This is a genomic window from Rhizobium sp. CBN3, from assembly GCF_030518245.1.
GTDB lineage: Bacteria > Pseudomonadota > Alphaproteobacteria > Rhizobiales > Rhizobiaceae > Rhizobium > Rhizobium aethiopicum_A.
The window spans coordinates 44,972-61,012 of record NZ_JAULSE010000020.1 but is presented as its reverse complement, the minus strand read 5'-3'; the positions used below and the strand labels follow the sequence as shown (position 1 = coordinate 61,012).

15 protein-coding genes are annotated in these 16,041 nt (G+C 60.9%); 14 read left to right on the top strand and 1 reads right to left on the bottom strand.

Annotation, left to right across the window (positions count from 1 at the left end):
• The first annotated feature begins 36 nt into the window (after positions 1–36).
• From QWJ46_RS24515 to lpxB, 14 genes are all read left to right on the top strand, one after another.
• Positions 37–1,137 carry a substrate-binding domain-containing protein gene (locus QWJ46_RS24515; RefSeq protein ID WP_302754364.1) on the top strand — a complete coding sequence of 367 codons (1,101 nt, stop codon included), beginning with the start codon at positions 37–39 and terminating at the stop codon, positions 1,135–1,137.
• Positions 1,138–1,370: 233 nt separating this feature from the next.
• On the top strand, positions 1,371–2,138 hold the full coding sequence (gene rpsB, locus QWJ46_RS24510) for a 30S ribosomal protein S2 (protein ID WP_003573382.1): 768 nt from the start codon (positions 1,371–1,373) through the stop codon (positions 2,136–2,138).
• 237 nt (positions 2,139–2,375) lie between these two features.
• Complete coding sequence (gene tsf / locus QWJ46_RS24505; RefSeq protein WP_302754298.1) at positions 2,376–3,302, top strand: translation elongation factor Ts; 927 nt, start codon at positions 2,376–2,378, stop codon at positions 3,300–3,302.
• Positions 3,303–3,398: 96 nt separating this feature from the next.
• The gene (gene pyrH / locus QWJ46_RS24500) at positions 3,399–4,121 is read left to right on the top strand and encodes a UMP kinase (RefSeq protein ID WP_064691480.1); all 723 of its coding nucleotides are present in this window, start codon (positions 3,399–3,401) and stop codon (positions 4,119–4,121) included.
• Between the two features lie 163 nt (positions 4,122–4,284).
• Positions 4,285–4,845, top strand: a complete 561-nt coding sequence (gene frr, locus QWJ46_RS24495; RefSeq protein WP_004678618.1) for a ribosome recycling factor — start codon at positions 4,285–4,287, stop codon at positions 4,843–4,845.
• Positions 4,846–4,882: 37 nt separating this feature from the next.
• Positions 4,883–5,626, top strand: coding sequence for an isoprenyl transferase (locus tag QWJ46_RS24490; RefSeq protein ID WP_088394209.1), 744 nt, complete (start codon positions 4,883–4,885; stop codon positions 5,624–5,626).
• Positions 5,626–6,456: a phosphatidate cytidylyltransferase gene (locus QWJ46_RS24485; RefSeq protein WP_302754297.1), complete on the top strand. Its 831-nt coding sequence runs from the start codon at positions 5,626–5,628 to the stop codon at positions 6,454–6,456. Before QWJ46_RS24490 ends, QWJ46_RS24485 begins: the two co-directional genes overlap by 1 nt.
• A 28-nt stretch (positions 6,457–6,484) precedes the next feature.
• Entirely contained in the window at positions 6,485–7,612 is a 1,128-nt protein-coding gene (gene rseP / locus QWJ46_RS24480; protein WP_302754296.1) for an RIP metalloprotease RseP, read from the top strand.
• 202 nt (positions 7,613–7,814) lie between these two features.
• Entirely contained in the window at positions 7,815–10,154 is a 2,340-nt protein-coding gene (bamA, locus tag QWJ46_RS24475) for an outer membrane protein assembly factor BamA (protein ID WP_302754295.1), read from the top strand.
• 50 nt (positions 10,155–10,204) lie between these two features.
• On the top strand, positions 10,205–11,269 hold the full coding sequence (gene lpxD / locus QWJ46_RS24470; RefSeq protein WP_184456926.1) for a UDP-3-O-(3-hydroxymyristoyl)glucosamine N-acyltransferase: 1,065 nt from the start codon (positions 10,205–10,207) through the stop codon (positions 11,267–11,269).
• A complete protein-coding gene (gene fabZ / locus QWJ46_RS24465) occupies positions 11,262–11,729 on the top strand; it encodes a 3-hydroxyacyl-ACP dehydratase FabZ (protein ID WP_064802290.1) in 468 nt (155 codons plus the stop codon). The genes lpxD and fabZ overlap by 8 nt, the downstream gene beginning before the upstream one ends.
• The gene (gene lpxA, locus QWJ46_RS24460) at positions 11,726–12,544 is read left to right on the top strand and encodes an acyl-ACP--UDP-N-acetylglucosamine O-acyltransferase (RefSeq protein ID WP_184456923.1); all 819 of its coding nucleotides are present in this window, start codon (positions 11,726–11,728) and stop codon (positions 12,542–12,544) included. The genes fabZ and lpxA overlap by 4 nt, the downstream gene beginning before the upstream one ends.
• Positions 12,545–12,547: 3 nt before the next feature.
• Complete coding sequence (locus QWJ46_RS24455; protein ID WP_184456921.1) at positions 12,548–13,429, top strand: LpxI family protein; 882 nt, start codon at positions 12,548–12,550, stop codon at positions 13,427–13,429.
• Positions 13,426–14,595, top strand: coding sequence for a lipid-A-disaccharide synthase (gene lpxB, locus QWJ46_RS24450; RefSeq protein WP_302754294.1), 1,170 nt, complete (start codon positions 13,426–13,428; stop codon positions 14,593–14,595). Before QWJ46_RS24455 ends, lpxB begins: the two co-directional genes overlap by 4 nt.
• 28 nt (positions 14,596–14,623) lie before the next feature.
• Here the strand turns inward: lpxB and gltA are convergent, their stop codons facing one another.
• Positions 14,624–15,913 (bottom strand): citrate synthase, encoded by a 1,290-nt coding sequence (gene gltA / locus QWJ46_RS24445; protein WP_008526864.1) that lies wholly within the window; start codon positions 15,911–15,913, stop codon positions 14,624–14,626.
• Positions 15,914–16,041 lie beyond the last annotated feature (128 nt).

Sequence of the window (16,041 nt, the reverse complement as noted above, 5' to 3'; positions counted from 1 at the left end):
CATCCAGGCATCGCTCAAAGAGGATATTGGACGCTGATGGCCCTTTCTCGTCGCGCCTTTGGAGTGGGATTGCTGGGAGCAGGCATCGTCGGCACCGGCGGTTATTTCGCCGTCCGGGACCGGCCGGAATTGCAGGGCCTGCTCGGCGCTCGCACGACGTTCTTCGGCTTCGTAGGCGGCGAAAAGGAGGCCTTTCTCGCCGACCCCGACGTGATCAAGGCGCTCGGCGCATACGGGTTGACGATGGACAGCCGCGTCGCGGGCTCCGTCGAGGTGGTGCGCGAACAGGCGCTGCTGTCGCAGCATCCGCAATTCCTCTGGCCGTCCTCCTCGATCATGGTCGATATCGCCAGACAGAACGGGATCGGTATCCGCGACCGCGTCCTGCTGAACACGCCGATCGTCGTCTATTCCTGGCAACCGGTGGTCGATGGGCTGACGAAGGCGGGGTTGGTGACGGTCACGAAGGACGGCCACCATCAGCTCGATCTCAAGACGCTGCTCGACGCAATCCTGGCCGGCGCCGACTGGTCGAAGCTCGGCGTCAACTCGCTCTATGGCCGCGCCCGGATCGTCTCGACCGATCCCAACCGCTCCAATTCCGGCTTCATGTTTGCGGGCCTCGTGCTGAGCCTCTTCAGCGGCAATGTCGCGACATCGGCTGATCTTGCCGCATCAGGCGGCAAGGTCCAGGCGATCTTCCGCAATATGGGCTTCAAGTCGCCGTCGTCAGGCAAGCTTTTCGACCAGTATCTGGCAGGCGGCCTCGGCGGCGAGCCGCTCGTCGGCTACGAGAATCAGCTGGTCGAATGGATCCTCGCCGATCCCGAACGCTGGGACCGTATCAAGACGAGCGCAAGCGCGAAGCCGGTCGTGCTCTATCCGCGCCCGACCGTTTATTCCTCGCATCCGCTGATCGTCGTCGATGAAAACGCCAATCGGCTGATCGAGGCGCTGATCAGCCCGCGGCTGCAGGAACTCGCCTGGACGCGGCACGGCTTCCGCGGTCCGCTGGGGACCGCGACCGGAAACGCCGACAGCGCAATCGCCAGCCTGCTGCCCGCCGAGATCGACGCCGTCCTGCCGATGCCCGACGCCGGCGTCATGCTGGCGCTGCTGCCGACGCTGGCAAGCTGAGCGGCGGCATTTTCAGGGCAGGGCAGTCGGCCGGAAGTTCGGCATGATCCTTGTTTTTAGGCCGAATGGAATGTTTTCCTTGCTTTTATGCCGAACCGAATGTATGGGCACCGGCATTCCACACGTAAGGCATGGGATCGTCCGGGAGAAATCCGGGCTGTTCCGCCGGTGGCATCCTCGAAGAGGGTGCTGTTCGCCTTGCGGAGGTTCAACCGGAAAAGGAGTAACAAGGCATGGCATTGCCTGATTTTTCTATGCGTCAGCTGCTTGAAGCAGGCGTCCACTTCGGCCATCAGACTCATCGCTGGAACCCGAAGATGAAGCCGTATATCTTCGGCGATCGCAACAACATTCACATCATCGATCTGGCCCAGACCGTTCCGATGCTGTCGCGCGCCCTTCAGGTCGTCAGCGACACCGTTGCCCGTGGCGGCCGCGTTCTCTTCGTCGGCACCAAGCGCCAGGCGTCCGAGATCATCGCCGACAGCGCCAAGCGCTCGGCCCAGTACTACGTCAACTCGCGCTGGCTCGGCGGCATGATGACGAACTGGAAGACGATCTCCAACTCGATCCAGCGCCTGCGCAAGCTCGACGAAATCCTCAATGGCGAAGCCCAGGGCTTCACCAAGAAGGAACGCCTCAACCTCGAGCGCGAGCGTGAAAAGCTCGACAAGGCTCTCGGCGGTATCCGCGATATGGGCGGCACGCCCGACCTGATGTTCATCATCGACACCAATAAGGAAAAGATCGCGATCGACGAAGCCAAGCGCCTCGGCATCCCGGTTGTCGCTATCATCGATTCGAACTGCGATCCGGACCTGATCGACTATCCGATCCCGGGCAACGACGACGCATCGCGCGCAATCGCCCTGTACTGCGAGCTGATCTCCCGCGCCGCCATCGATGGCATTGCGCGCCAGCAGAGCTCTTCCGGCCGTGATCTCGGCGCATCCTCCGAAGTTCCGGTCGAGCCGGCCCTCGAGGAAGCAGCCGAAGGCTGATGAAGGCGGGCGGAGACAAAACTCCGTCGAAGCTTGCATAGACTGGGAAGGCCGCTCGCGACTCATCGAAGTTCGGCGGCCTTACCTGTTTCAAGGCGGAGGCGTCAGGCGCTCCGCCAGTAAAGTTTCGTTATGGCGCGTCTTCATCACGCTGTCATACATACAGGTACATTTCGTGCCTCAATCCGGTGCCGCGCCGCTTTGCGGTCCACCGTTTGAACCGACAAGAGGAAGATAATGAGCGAGATTACGGCTGCAATGGTGAAGGAACTGCGCGAAAAGACCGGCGCAGGCATGATGGACTGCAAGAAGGCTCTTGCTGAAACCAGCGGCGACATGGAAGCGGCGATCGACTGGCTGCGCGCCAAGGGCATCGCCAAGGCCGACAAGAAGTCGGGCCGTACCGCCGCTGAAGGCCTCGTCGGCGTTTCGAGCGAAGGCACGAAGGCCGTCGTCGTCGAAGTCAACTCCGAAACCGACTTCGTCGCCCGCAACGATGCCTTCCAGGATCTCGTCCGCGGCATCGCCAAGGTCGCCGTCTCGACGAACGGCACTGTCGAGGCCGTCGGTGCTGCGACCTATCCGGCATCCGGCAAGTCCGTTTCCGACACGATCAAGGATGCGATCGCAACGATCGGCGAGAACATGAACCTGCGCCGTTCGATCGCTCTCTCCGTCGAAGACGGCGTCGTCGCCACCTATATCCACAATGCGGTTTCCGACGGCCTCGGCAAGCTCGGCGTTCTCGTCGCGCTGAAGTCGACCGGTGACAAGGAAGCCCTGAACGCAATCGGCCGCCAGGTCGCCATGCATATTGCGGCGACCGCGCCGTTGGCGATCCGCCCTGAGGAAGTCGATGCCGCCGTCGCCGAGCGCGAGCGCAACGTCTTCATCGAGCAGTCGCGCGCTTCCGGTAAGCCCGACAACATCATCGAAAAGATGGTGGAAGGCCGCATGCGCAAGTTCTTCGAGGAGGTCGCCCTTCTCTCGCAGGCTTTCGTCATCAATCCCGATCTGACGGTCGCTGCCGCCATCAAGGAAGCTGAAAAGGCCGTCGGCGCGCCGATCGAAGTTGCCGGCATGGCCCGTCTTCTGCTCGGCGAAGGCGTCGAGAAGGAAGAGACCGATTTCGCAGCCGAAGTCGCGGCTGCCGTCAAGGGTTGATCTTCCAGCCATAATTCTGAAAACAAGAAGGGCATCGCGTGACAACGCGGTGCCCTTCGTGTATCGGGCATTCACGGCAATTTACGAGGAGCCAAGATGTCTTTAGAGCCTGTCTATAAACGCGTTCTGCTCAAGGCTTCCGGCGAAGCGCTCATGGGTGGCCAGGGTTTCGGGATCGATGTCGCGGTGGCGGACCGCATTGCATCCGATATCGCCGAGGCAAGGCATATGGGCGTGGAAGTCGGCGTCGTCGTCGGTGGCGGCAATATCTTCCGCGGTGTTGCAGTCGCATCCAAGGGCGGCGATCGGGTGACCGGCGACCATATGGGCATGCTCGGCACCATCATCAACGCGCTCGCGCTCGCAACCTCGCTGCGCAAGCTGAACATCGATACGGTGGTGCTTTCGGCCATCTCCATGCCGGAGATCTGCGAGAGCTTCTCGCAACGAGCGACCCTTTATCATCTGTCGATGGGACGCGTGGTGATCTTTGCCGGCGGCACCGGCAATCCCTTCTTCACCACCGATTCCGCCGCCGCACTGCGTGCTGCCGAAATGGGCGCCCAAGCGATCTTCAAGGGCACGCAGGTCGACGGCATCTATACCGCCGACCCGAAGAAATATCCCGATGCGACCCGCTTCGACCGCCTGACGCACCAGGAAGTGCTGGACAGGGGCCTTGCGGTGATGGACGTTGCCGCCGTGGCGCTTGCCAGAGAAAATTCCATTCCGATCATCGTCTTCTCGATCCACGAGAAGGGTGGTTTTGCTGAAATCTTGACGGGCGGTGGCCTCAAGACCATCGTCTCCGACAACTGATACAAGCCGCGCCGCGGTTTCGGCGCAGCCCTCGCTAGAACATGATTGAGCTTTAGGTCCGGTTGGCCTGAAATCTGAAACATGTTCTACATTAAAGAATTAGAGCATGAGACGTGCCGAAAACCGCTGACTTTTCGGCATCGCTCTAAACGGGAGCATCGACATGAGTGAAGGTATCGATATCAAGGAACTGAAGCGCCGGATGGACGGCGCGGTCTCCGCATTCAAGAGCGACATCGCATCGCTGCGCACCGGCCGTGCTTCGGCCAACATCCTCGATCCGGTCACGATCGAGGCCTATGGTTCGCGCGTGCCCTTGAACCAGGTCGCCAACATCACCGTGCCCGAGCCGCGCATGCTGACGGTTTCCGTCTGGGACAAGTCGATGGTCAGCGCCGTCGAACGCGGCATTCGCGAATCCAATCTCGGCCTCAACCCGATCGTCGACGGCCAGAGCCTGCGCATTCCGCTGCCGGAATTGAACGAGGAGCGCCGCAAGTCGCTCGTCAAGGTGGCGCATGACTATGCCGAGAAGAGCAAGGTGGCGATTCGCCATGTCCGCCGTGACGGCATGGACGGCCTCAAGAAAGCCGAAAAGGACGGTGTAATCGGCCAGGACGAGAGCCGTGCGCAATCCGAACGCGTACAGAAGATGACGGACGAGACGATTTCCGAAATCGACCGCTTGCTTGGCGAGAAGGAAAAGGAAATCATGCAGGTCTAGTGGACCTGTGCCTTTGCCTGGAAAGACCGGACGGGAAATGTCGGAATCTGTATTTGTGACTGTGCCAGAGCATGTTGCCATCATCATGGACGGCAATGGCCGTTGGGCCAAGCAGCGCGGCTTGCCGCGCACGATGGGCCATCGCAAGGGCGTCGAGGCGGTCCGCGAGACAGTACGCGCCGCCGGCGCGGCCGGTATAAAATATCTCACCCTCTTCGCCTTTTCCTCGGAGAACTGGCGCCGGCCCGAAGCCGAGGTTTCCGATCTGCTCGGTCTGCTCAAGGCTTTCATCCGGCGTGACCTTGCCGAGCTTCATCGCCAGAATGTGCGCATCAAGGTGATCGGCGACCGCCACAGCCTGCGCAGCGACATTCTCGGCCTGCTGCTTGAGGCGGAGGAGACCACCAGGGACAACACGGCGCTGACGCTGGTCATCGCCTTCAATTACGGCTCGCGCGATGAAATCTCGCGCGCCGTCGTGAGTCTCGCGAGGGACGTCGAGTCCGGCCGCCTGCGGGCACAGGACATCACTCCCGCGCTGATCAACGCCCGTCTCGACACGGCCGGCATCCCGGATCCGGATCTCATCATCCGCACCAGCGGCGAGGAACGGCTTTCCAACTTCCTGCTTTGGCAGGCCGCCTATTCGGAATTCATCTTCATCCCGGAATATTGGCCCGATTTCAGCCCGGAGATTTTCCGCTCGGCGCTGGAAAAATTCGCCTCCCGCGACCGGCGCTTCGGTGGCCTGTCATCGCAGGCAGCCGCGGTCGGCACCTGATGCAGAGGGAATTGAAGCTCCGCATCGTTTCAGGATTGATTCTCGCGGTCATCGTTCTTGTCGCCACCTGGTATGGCGGCCCTGCCTTTCGCACCCTGGCGGTGGTGATCGGTCTGCTGATCTACTATGAATGGTCTAAGATAACCGGCATTGCGCGGGATTGGGTCGCCAATGTAGTCGGTTGGATCGGCGAAGCGGCGATCGCCTTCCTTGTGCTTGTCGGCAATTTCGAATTCGCCGCCGGCATGCTGGCCGGCGTCACCGCCGTCGGCATAGCCCTGATCATCCTGCACGGCACGAGTCGCTGGCTGCCGGTCGGCCTCTTCTATGCCGGCGCCACAGGCCTGGCGCTCGCCGCGATCAGAGGCAACGACCAGCCCGGTCTTTACGCCATGCTTTTCGTATTTGCCGTCGTCTGGGCGACCGATATCCTCGCCTATTTCGTCGGCAGGGCGCTCCGCGGACCGAAGCTTGCCCCGTCGATCTCGCCGGGAAAGACATGGTCTGGCGCTATCGGCGGCGCCGTTTCCGCGGTCGCAGCCGGCGTCCTTCTCGCCCATTTCCTCCTTCCGGGCACCGAAGTCGTCGCCGCCGGCGTGGCGCTCATCCTGTCGGTCTGCAGCCAGTCGGGCGATCTTTTCGAATCCTTCATCAAGCGAAAATTCGGCGTCAAGGATTCGAGCCGTCTCATCCCGGGCCATGGCGGCGTCATGGACCGCGTCGACGGACTGATTTTCGCCTGTTTTGCGGCGTTCTTGCTTGCTACACTATTTTCCCTGATAAAGGGGGCTGGCATGACGTCGCTCGGAGCGGCATTGTTCGGCCTCTGATGACGCGGCAGCCTGACAGAAGGAATCCATGGACGTGATGACCGGCATATATGCATTCGTGATGGGGAATATCGTCACCTTCATCCTGGTGCTCTCGCTGCTCGTCTTCGTGCATGAGATGGGCCATTACCTTGTCGGGCGCTGGAGCGGCATCCGTATACTTGCCTTTTCGGTCGGCTTTGGTCCCGAGCTATTCGGCTTCACCGACCGCCATGGAACGCGCTGGAAGATCTCCGTGATCCCGCTTGGCGGTTACGTCCGCTTCTTCGGCGACGAGGATGCGTCGAGCAAACCGGACAGCGACAAGCTCGCCGCCATGTCCGAAGAGGAGAGGGCGCGCTCCTTTGCCGGCGCCAAGCTGTGGAAACGTGCCGCGACCGTCGCAGCCGGTCCGATCGCCAATTTTCTGCTGGCGATCGCCATCTTCACTGTTCTCTTCACAGTCTATGGCCGCATGATCGCCGACCCGGTCGTTGCCGAGGTCAAGCCGGAGAGCTCGGCGGCCGCCGCCGGCATCCTTCCCGGCGACCTCCTGGTTGCCATCGATGGCGGCAAGGTCGAGACGTTTGAAGATGTGCGCCGCTATGTCGGCATGCGCCCCGGCCAAAGGATTGTCGTCACAGTCGAGCGCGGCGGCCAGAAGCTCGATGTGCCGATGGTGCCGCAGCGCGTCGACCAGACCGATCAGTTCGGCAACAAGATGGAAGTCGGTCAGATCGGCATCGCCACCGACAAGAACTCCGGCAATTTCCGGCTGCAGACCTACACGCCGCTCCAGGCGCTGCGTGAGGGCGTGATCGCCAGCGGGCAAATCGTCACGGACACCTTCAAATATATCGGCAACATATTCAGCGGATCGATGCGGGCCGATCAGCTGGGCGGGCCGATCCGTGTGGCTCAGGCTACCGGCCAGATGGCGAAGCTTGGCGTTGGGGCAGTGTTGCAGCTTGCTGCGGTGCTGTCGGTTTCGATAGGATTGCTTAACCTGATGCCGGTTCCGGTACTTGATGGCGGCCACCTGATGTTCTATGCGGTGGAAGCGGTCAGAGGAAAACCGCTGGGTGCCAAGGCTCAGGAAATTGCATTTCGTATAGGCCTGGCAATGATATTGACATTGATGGTTTTCACGACCTGGAACGACATCAGCCTGAGCTGAAGGTAAACGCGTAAGGCAAGGGAATTACTATTTATTTACGATGTTTCAAGGCTGTAGTGGCGAATGGGTCACGCTTGGAAATGAAGTAAACAGAAATTAACGCCCTCCCTTGCTTGTATGTCAAAAGCGGGTAAAACGACACACGTGACCGGAATCGGGTTCTCCCGGGGACGGGGACGAGGGAAAAAAGGTAATAGGTGAAATGAAGGCTGGTTCAAAGTTTTTGAACGCAGTATCGGCGGTTGCGCTGTCTGCTAGTGTTGTTGCTTCGGGCGCAGGTGCTTTGACGTTCGTTTCCGCTACGGCCGCCGAGGCCGCGGTCATCCAGCGCATCGATGTGCGTGGCGCAAGCCGCGTCGGCGCGGAAGCCGTCCGGTCGAACCTCACCATCACGCCCGGCAAGAGTTTCTCGAACACTGATATCGATAACTCGGTCAAACAGCTTTACGGCACGGGCTACTTCTCCGACGTGAAGATTTCGGTTTCCGGCGGCACGCTCGTCGTCAACGTCCAGGAGGCCCAGCTCGTCAATCAGGTCGTCTTCAACGGTAACCGTAAGATCAAGGACGACAAGCTCGCGACGATCGTCCAGACGCATGCTGCCGGTCCTTACAGCGACACGCAGATTCAGTCCGACATCCAGGCGATCAAGGATGCCTATGCCGCCACCGGCCGCAGCGAAGTCGAAGTGACGACGCAGGTGGTGCCGCTGGGCGAAGGCCGCGTCAACCTTGCTTTCGTCATCAACGAAGGTGACCGCACCAAGATCGATGCGATCAATTTCGTCGGCAACAACGCCTATAGCGCCGGCCGCCTTGCTGCCGTAATTCAGACAAAGCGTTCGAACTTCCTTTCGTTCCTGACCCGCAAGGACGTCTACAACGAAGACAAGCTCCACGCCGACGAAGAAGCGCTGCGCCAGTTCTATTACAATCGCGGCTATGCCGACATGCGCATCGTCTCTTCCGATGCCAGCTTTGACGAGGCAACCAACAAATACACGCTCACCTTCAACATCGAGGAAGGCCAGCGCTACGACTTCGGACCGGTGACCGTCCAGTCGACCGTCGAAGGCGTCGGCTCGGATCAGCTGCTGCCGCTGGTGCGCACGAAAGAAGGCCACCTCTACAGCGCCAAGGAAGTTCAGAAGTCGATCGAAGCGATTTCCGATCAGGTCGCCTCCGCCGGTTATCCCTTTGCGCGCGTCACGCCGCGCGGTAACCGCGACCTCAACAACAACACGATCGGCGTCGAATATCTCGTCGACCAGGGCGAGCGCGCCTATGTCGAGCGCATCGAGATCCGCGGCAACAGCCGCACGCGCGACTACGTCATCCGCCGCGAATTCGACATGAGCGAAGGCGACGCCTTCAATCAGCAGATGATCACCAAGGCCAAGCGTCGTCTGGAGGCGCTCGGTTACTTCTCTTCGGTCAATATCTCCACGCAGCCGGGCAGCTCCCCGGATCGTGTCGTGGTGGTGGTCGACGTGCAAGATCAGTCGACCGGTTCGTTCGGTGTCGGCGCGGGTTATGCCGCCGGCGGTGACGGTCTGCTGCTCGAAGCGTCGATCGAAGAAAAGAACTTCCTTGGTCGCGGTCAGTACATCCGCATCTCGGCCGGCGGCGGTCAGGAAGGCTCGCGCGCCTACGGCGTCAGCTTCACCGAACCCTATTTCCTCGGCTACCGCCTGGCGGCGGGCTTCGACGTCAACCACAGCGAAACGTCGAGCAACGACAATTACGACTACGAGGAAACCAGCGTCGTTCTGCGCGTCACGGCGCCGATCACGGAAGATCTGGCGACGACTTTCCGCTATAACTACAAGCAGATGAAGTACGACGCTGACAACAGCGATCTTTCCGATCTGTCCGCTCCGTATCAGCACCTCGTTGAGGACAGCCCGTGGACACGTTCTTCCGTCTCGCAGACGCTGACCTACAACACGCTCGATGACACGGTTCTGCCGCGCGAAGGCATCTACGCGACGGCGACGCAGGAAATTGCCGGCCTCGGGGGCGACTCGCAGTTCTACAAGATCTACGGCAAGGCTCGTTACTATCACCTGCTCGCCGACGATGCCGATATCATCGGCTCGGTTTCGGCTTCGGCTGGCTATGTCGTCGGGTTCGGCGAGCACCTGAACGTCTTCGACCAGTTCACGCTGACCAATGGCGACATTCGCGGCTTCGAGAACAAGGGTATCGGCCCGCGCGTCAGGGGTGACAACGACGATCCGCTGGGCGGTACAACCTACTTCACCGCATCGGCCGAAGCGACTTTCCCGATGCCGGGCTTCCCGCGCGACTTCAACCTGCGCGGCGCGGTCTTCGCCGACGCCGGCACGTTGTTCGGCAACGACGTTGATCTGAGGGGCGACGGCATTGAGGGCGAAGACGCCTCGCTGCGCGCTTCCGTCGGTGTCGGTGTCGTTTGGCAGTCTCCTTTCGGTTCATTGCGTCTGGATTACGCAATCCCGGTCCTCAAGGAAGACTTCGACAAGACGCAAAACTTCAAGTTTGGCATCAACAACCAATTCTGATATCGGCAGTCCGGAACTGTAAGACTCAATTCCGTTCTGGAGCATTGCCGATGGAGCAAAACGTTTTTTTTCTGCCCCATGAAGGTCTGAAGCTCGCTGAGCTGGCAGGGTTTCTTGGGGCGGAACTCGCCAATTCCGATCATGCCAATGTCATCGTCAGGTCCGTCGCCCCCATCAGCCGGGCGCGGGCAGGCGATGTCTGCTATATCCTGTCGCGCCGTAATCGCGAGGAGTTTGCGACATGCGAGGCCTCGGCGGTGATCTGCGACAAGGCGCTTGCCGATCTCGTTCCTCCGCATCTTCCGGTTATCCTTTCGTCCAATCCGCATGCTGCCTTCGCAATGGCGGGCGGCCTGTTCTACCCCGCAGCATTGCGTCCGGTCGCTCTTTCGGGTGAAAGCGGGATTGCTCCGAGCGCAGTGATTGATCCGAGCGCCAAACTCGAAAAGGGCGTGATCGTCGAACCGCTGGCCGTCATCGGTGCGCAGGCCGAGATCGGGGAAGGAACCCGCATCGGCGCGAACAGCGTTATCGGTCCGAACGTCAAGATCGGCCGGGATTGTTCGATTGCGGCTGGAGCGAGCATTCTTTGTGCGCTGATCGGCAATGGCGTCATCATCCACAACGGTGTTCGAATCGGCCAGGACGGTTTTGGTTATGCACCGGGTCCGCGCGGCATGATCAAGATCGTTCAGATCGGCCGGGTGATCATCCAGGACAATGTCGAGATCGGCGCCAACACGACCATCGACCGCGGTGCCATGGACGACACGGTGATCGGCGAGGGGACCAAGATCGACAATCAGGTCCAGATCGGCCACAACGTCCAGATCGGCCGCCATTGCGCCATCGTTTCGCAGGTCGGTATCGCCGGCAGCACGAAAATCGGCAATGGCGTGCAGATCGGCGGCCAAGCGGGAATCAAGGGACATGTGACGATCGGCGATGGCGTGCAGATCGCTGCCAAAAGCGGTATCATGACCGACCTTGCCGCCGGCGGACAATATGGCGGTATACCTGCACGTCCGCTAAAAGACTATCTGAGAGAGGCCGCGCAACAGGTATCGAAATCCAAGTTGCGCGGGAGGAACCCTGGAGGCAAGCAAAATGACTGAGGAAGCCACGACCACGCTTTCTTCGGCTGATATTACCGAGATCATGAAGCTGCTGCCGCATCGCTATCCGTTTCTCATGGTCGATAAGATCATCGGGATCGACGGAGACAACACGGCGATCGGCATCAAGAACGTCACGGTGAACGAACCGCATTTCACCGGCCATTTTCCGGAAGCGCCGATTATGCCCGGGGTTTTGCTGATCGAGGGCATGGCTCAGACGGCGGGTGCCATCTGCGCCAAGAAGGAAGGTCAGACCGGTAACCTCGTCTACTTCATGACCATCGAGAATGCGCGCTTCCGCAAGCCGGTCGTGCCCGGCGACCGCGTCGAATTCCATGTCAAGAAGAACAAGCAACGCGGCAATATCTGGAAATTCCATTGCGACGCCAAGGTTGACGGCGCACTTGTCGCCGAAGCTGACATCGGCGCGATGATCGTTCGTAAGGATCAGGCATGAGCAAGATCGCCGAAAGCGCCCGTATTCATCCGATGGCTGTCGTCGAAGACGGGGCTACCATCGGCGAGGGCGTCAAAATCGGTCCTTTTTGCCATGTCGGGCCGCATGTCGTCCTGCATGCGAATGTCGAGCTCCTGGCGCATGCGGTCGTCACCGGCCGCACTGTGATCGGCAATGGCACGCGCATCTTCCCGATGGCCGTCGTCGGCGGTGATCCGCAGAGCGTGCACCACGGCGGTGAGGAAACGACGCTGACGGTCGGCGCCAATTGCACGATCCGTGAAGGTGTGACGATGAACACCGGCACGGCCGATTTCGGCGGTGAGACGATCGTTGGCGACAACAATCTTTTCCTTGCCAATTCCCACGTCGCGCATGACTGCCGGGTCGGCAACCATGTGATCATGTCGAACAACGTCATGCTCGCCGGCCATGTCGTCATCGAGGATCGCGTGATCCTAGGCGGCGGCTCGGCTGTTCACCAGTTTACCCGCGTCGGCCGCCACGCCTTCGTCGGCGGCCTGTCGGCGGTGAGTTACGATGTCATTCCCTATGGCATGCTGAACGGTAATCCCGGTCTGCTGGGCGGCCTCAACGTCGTCGGCATGACGCGGGCCGGCATCGACCGCGCCGTCATCCACCGGGTGCGCCGCGCCTACAAGGCGATCTTCGAAGGAACGGGTTCCGTGCGCGAAAACGCCGCCGCGATCCGCGAGGAATATGCCGATTGCGAGCAGGTCGTGCAGATCCTCGACTTCATTGCGGCCGAGAGCGACCGCGCGCTGTCCTCGCCGACCCGGGGGCAGAAGGGCTAGTCCGTGGCTTTAACAGGCGACACCGCTGCGGGCCGGCTGGCGATCATCGCCGGCGGTGGCCTTCTGCCTTCCTATGTCGCCGAAGCCGCGCGCGCGGCTGGCGAAAATCCCGTTATCGTCGCGCTGAAGGACGAGAGTGATCCACGCTGGGAAGGCTATGATCACGCTGTTATCGGCATCGGCGATTTCGCCGCCCTCGAGGGTCTCTTCAACCGATACGGCGTCGGACGTGTGGTGATGTCGGGAAGCGTGCGCCGCCGGCCGGAATGGCGCGAGGTGCGCCCGACGTTGCGCATCCTGATGAAGGTTCCGGCCGCCATTCGCACACTGCTCTCCGGCGGCGACGATACGGTTCTGCAGATGGTGATCCGGTTGATCGAGGGGAACGGCCGGCGCGTCGTCGGCGCCCACGAGATCGCCCCCGACCTGCTCGCTTCCGTTGGCCCGCTTGGCGCCGCCGCGCCCGGCGAGGAAGACCGGCGCGATATCAGCCAAGCCGCCAATGCCGCCGAGACGCTTGGCCGGCTGGATGTCGGCCAGGGTGCAGTCAGCATCGGCGGGCGCGTCGTCGCGCTGGAAGGACTTGAGGGCACAGATGAGATGCTGGACCGTGTCGCCGGCCTGAGGGCCGCCGGACGGATCTCGCCGCGCCGCCGCGGCGTGCTCGTCAAGCTCTGCAAGCCGCAACAGGACATTCGCGCCGACCTGCCGGCGATCGGCGTTGCCACAATTTTGAACGCTGCGAAAGCCGGCCTTGCCGGCATCGCAATCGAAGCCGGTCGCTCGCTGGTGCTCGATCGGGCCGCAGTCATCAGCGCCGCCGACGAGGCTGGGTTGTTTGTCTGCGGCATCGACCGCGGTCTGCCGGCATGGGGGCTCGAATGAACGGAGCGCCGCTGAAGATCGCCGTCATTGCCGGGGAAGTGTCGGGCGATCTGCTCGGCGCTGATCTCATCGCTGCGCTGAAGCGGATTTACAGTGGACCGGTGGAGCTTGTCGGCGTTGGCGGCGAGGGGCTGCAGGCGGAGGGGCTGAACTCCCTGTTCGATTTTTCCGAGCTGTCGATCATGGGAGTCACCCAGGTGCTGAGCCGGCTGCCAAGGCTGTTTGGCCTGATCCGTCGCACCACGGCTGAGATCATCGCCGCAAAACCGGATATCCTTGTCATCATCGACAGTCCCGATTTCACCCATCGCGTCGCCAAGCGGGTGCGCACCGCGTTGCCCGATCTGCCGGTCGTCAATTACGTCTGTCCAAGCGTCTGGGCCTGGAAGGAATATCGCGCCACGCGCATGCTCGGCTATGTCGATCACGTGCTTGCCGTCCTGCCCTTTGAACCGGCAGCCATGCAGCGCCTCAATGGTCCGAGGACAACCTATGTCGGGCATCGTCTGGTCGCCGATCCAGCGCTGCTGGAGACACGTCGCCTGCGCGTGGGAAGGCAGCCAGGCAATGGCCCGATCCTGCTTCTTCCCGGATCGCGCTCCTCCGAGATCCAGAAGCTTCTGCCTTACTTCGAGGTCGCCACGAATGAACTCGTCGCCCGCAACGGGCCGACACGCTTCATTCTGCCGACGGTGACGCACAGGCAAGCGCTTGTCCGCGAAATGACGGCTGGGTGGGCCGTAAAGCCGGAGATCGTCGTCGGCACGCAAGCAAAATGGAAGGCCTTTGCCGAGGCCGATGCAGCCATGGCGGCGTCCGGAACCGTTATTCTCGAACTCGCCCTTGCCGACGTTCCGGTCGTCTCTGCCTACAAGGTCGACTGGATCATGCGCATGCTGACATCGGGCATCAAGACCTGGACCGGCGCGCTGCCGAACCTGATCGCCGATTACCCGGTCGTGCCGGAATATCTGAACGATGTCGTTCGCGGCGCAAGCCTTGCACGCTGGATGGAAAGGCTGTCGGTCGATACCTATCAGCTGAAGGCGATGAAGGAAGGTTACGATCTCATCTGGCAGCGCATGCAGACGGAAAAGCCGCCCGGCGAACAGGCCGCCGAAATCCTTCTCGACGTTTTGAAAAAGAAAAAACCCGGCCATTCCTGACCGGGTTTCTTTTTGAGCTCTGAAGCGATCAGCGCTTCGAAACCGGGATGTAGTCGCGCTTGGGTTCGCCGACATAGAGCTGGCGGGGACGGCCGATACGCTGTTCCGGATCCTCGATCATCTCGTTCCACTGAGCGATCCAGCCGACGGTGCGGGCAAGCGCGAAGAGCACGGTGAACATGGTGGTGGGGAAGCCCAGCGCCTTCAGCGTGATGCCGGAATAGAAGTCGATATTCGGATAGAGTTTCTTCTCGATGAAATATTCGTCGGTGAGCGCGATGCGCTCCAGCTCCATCGCCACTTCCAGCAACGGATCGTCCTTGATGCCGAGTTCGCCGAGCACTTCATGCGTCGTCTTCTGCATGATCTTGGCGCGTGGATCGTAGTTCTTATAGACGCGGTGACCGAAGCCCATCAGGCGGAACGGATCGTTCTTGTCCTTGGCGCGGGCGATATATTCCGGAATGTGGTCGACCGTGCCGATCTCGTTCAGCATGTTGAGCGCGGCTTCATTGGCGCCGCCGTGCGCGGGGCCCCAGAGGCAGGCAATGCCGGCGGCGATGCAGGCGAACGGATTGGCGCCCGACGAACCGGCGAGACGGACGGTCGAGGTCGAGGCGTTCTGCTCGTGATCGGCATGCAGGATGAAGATGCGGTCCATGGCGCGGGCAAGCACCGGATTGACCACATATTCCTCGCAGGGGACGGCAAAGCACATGCGCAGGAAGTTCGACGCATAGTCGAGGTCGTTCTTCGGGTAAACGAAGGGCTGGCCGATATGATACTTGTAGGCCATGGCGGCAAGCGTCGGCATCTTGGCGATCATGCGCAGGCTGGCGACCATGCGCTGGTGCGGATCGGTGATGTCGGTCGAGTCGTGATAGAAGGCCGACAGCGCGCCGACGCAGCCGCACATGACGGCCATCGGATGCGCATCACGGCGGAAGCCGGTGAAGAAGCGGCTCATCTGCTCATGCACCATCGTGTGATGCGTGACGCGATAGTCGAAATCCTTCTTCTGCGCAGCCGTCGGCAATTCACCGTAGAGCAGGAGGTAGCAGACCTCGAGGAAATCGCCATGCTCGGCGAGCTGCTCGATCGGATAGCCACGGTGCAGCAGCACACCTTCGTCACCGTCGATATAGGTGATTTTCGATTCACAGGATGCGGTCGAGGTGAAGCCCGGATCGTAAGTGAAGGAAGCGGTGTTCTTGTAGAGGGCACCGATGTCGATGACGCTCGGGCCGATCGTGCCGCTTTTGACGGCGAGGTCGACTGATTTGTCACCGATTTTTATTGTAGCGCTTTGATCCGTCATGCTGTCCTCCGAAATGTCGGTGGCGCCACAAAAGCGCCATAGGGGTTAAGCGTCCTTTCCGATAGCTATATGATCGTGACGCTAATGCCAAGTTACCGTGATGGCATTTTGTGCATTGCGGCATCACC